Raw genomic sequence first — 2143 nt, forward strand, 5'->3', positions numbered from 1 at the left:
CGCCAGCACCAAGCCCGCCTCAGCCACTACAAACAACGAGGCCACAGCCCCTGAAAACTGCCCAACAATCAGAACAAACACCGTTGCAGTACTAGCCAGCCGACCCGTCCCTCCATCGTCTTGGGGGCGGTGGAGGCGGACCGCCAGCGGATCCGACAGCCCAAGCCCGATGCTCTGGCCGCGATGAAAGTCTGTCTCGGCATCTCCGTAACCGGCTGACCTGAGATCCCTACGAGGAGCCCGTCGCTGCCACGCAGGATGACGGGTTCCTCCCGGCCGTAGTGGATGATGGTTCTTCAGCGCTTGCCGACAAGGGGGGTATTAGCGGTGAGACGAGACGACTTTCCGGTCATGATGGAGTTCCTCCGGGCCCGTCTGCATGAGGATGAAACTGCGGCTCGGGCATTGAAACCCGGCAAGAACCAGGACGTGGCGCGGTTGCGAGACCGGGTCCTCGCCGACGTCGAGGCGAAGCGGAGGCTCATGGACTGGGTGGAGGAGCTTCCGCGGAGGGCGAAGGACAACGGGGGGGCGAGTCCTCTGGCAGAGGGTGGCCGGGGACCTTTACGCCTCGTACTCGAGGGACCTCCGTAGCCCTGTGATCTACGAACTCGTTGCGGCGTACGCCGATCACCCCGACTTCCACCCCGAGTGGGAGCCGATCGAGGTCGAGGATCAGTACGAGCCCGGTAAGGATGAGCCCAGCGTCCGCGCTCGGGGCCGTGCTGTCTGACACGCGAGCTGGTATTGGCCTGCCGGAGGGTGCAGCCGCCGACCTCGTTTGCCATGCACTCTTCCTCCAGGTGGGCAGGGTAGGAAGTGCCTTGTACTTCGGCTTGCAGAGAGGGAAGCTTCGACCAGCACTCCTGCCGCAGACATGCCTCGGTGGCCGCAACATGGGGGAGCAGATGGATAAAAAGCCTGACCAGAGCCACGGCACGTCCCACCAGGCAGCCGCTCACAGGGTCACCTTTCGGCCCCTCCGCAATGGCCTTGACTACCTCGACGACGTGGTCGACCGCCTCACCCCGGCGTCAGACGGCAGCCCTGTGGACGCCCGCGATCTCAAGTACGCGATCCTCCACCTTCAGGCCGGTGCGGAGGTGCTCCTCAAGGCGCGCCTGGAACTGGAGCACTGGACCCTGGTCGTCCAGGACGCCTTGCCCAAGACGAAGCAGGGGACTGGTGTCACACGCACCCAGTTCAAGCTCGGCAGGTTCAAGACCATCGGGCTGAGTGAGACCCTAGACCGCCTCAAGCAGGTCGCGGACATCGACCTCGAAGAACACCGTCAGGCGCTGGAAGACCTGAGCGAGACCCGTAACGCGCTGCAGCACTACGGACTTGACCAGACGGCCGAGGCGATCCAAGGTCAGGCCGCCAAGGTGCTCAGCTTCCTGCTGTGGTTCATTGACGAGGAGCTGTATGTCACCCTCGATCCGCAGGAGCGCAAGACCTTCAATTCCATCCGCAACCGTCTCAGCGCTCTTACGGATTTTGTGGCCAAACGGATGGCCGACCTTGCCAGAGAGCTCGGCCCGCTCGCCTCCTCAACCGTCGTGTGCCCTTACTGCCAGCAGCCGGCCCTCGTCACCGGTACCCCCGACATCGCCTGCCGCTTTTGCTTCGTACGATGGAATTCTCCCGAGCACGCCGCAGTGAGCTACGTCGCGAAGCAGGGGGAGCCGCGCGGTATCGCGGGCCCGGTTCTGTGTCCGCGGTGCGATTCTGCCGCTGTCGTGTTGGATATCGGAACGGCAGCAGATCCTGAGGCTAGAGCCGCCCTGTGCTTCGAGTGCGGGCAGACCATCGGCATCGCCGACTGCGCCGGTGCGTGCGGCAAGCGACTGCTGTTCGCCGCGGCGGTGGTGCCCGGTCAGTGCTGTGTGACCTGCTCCTCACCGGTGGAGTCCGCCGCGCAGGAACCTGCCGAACGAGGCTGAACTGGTTGTCAGGAAAACACGCATGGAGCCAGTGCCCAGGTACGGCGATCATCTCCATACGGGCTACCAGGCGAAGGACACGGGCGATGATCGAGGTCACCGCGACTAGGGAGCGTATTGCGTCTTGATCAATCTGCGGGATCTGCCTTCGCGGCAGGGTCTGGACGGGTAGACCTTCTTGGGTGACGCGAGTGCAACTG

2 protein-coding genes are annotated in these 2143 nt (G+C 64.0%); both read left to right on the forward strand.

Translation table 11 applies throughout. The annotated features are described in order from the left end of the window. Positions 1-354: 354 nt before the first annotated feature. The gene (locus ACFYT4_RS36155) at positions 355-594 is read left to right on the forward strand and encodes a DUF6221 family protein (RefSeq protein WP_389279159.1); all 240 of its coding nucleotides are present in this window, start codon (positions 355-357) and stop codon (positions 592-594) included. 302 nt (positions 595-896) lie between these two features. Further along, complete coding sequence (locus ACFYT4_RS36160) at positions 897-1943, forward strand: hypothetical protein (protein WP_389279156.1); 1047 nt, start codon at positions 897-899, stop codon at positions 1941-1943. The last annotated feature ends 200 nt before the right edge of the window (positions 1944-2143 follow it).

This window comes from Streptomyces sp. NPDC004609 (assembly GCF_042873655.1).
GTDB lineage: Bacteria > Actinomycetota > Actinomycetes > Streptomycetales > Streptomycetaceae > Streptomyces.

Coding starts and splice junctions, on each gene's coding strand:
- ACFYT4_RS36155 (WP_389279159.1), top strand. CDS start 355: ATGGAGTTCCTCCGGGCCCGTCTGCATGAGGATGAAACTGCGGCTCGG.
- ACFYT4_RS36160 (WP_389279156.1), top strand. CDS start 897: ATGGGGGAGCAGATGGATAAAAAGCCTGACCAGAGCCACGGCACGTCC.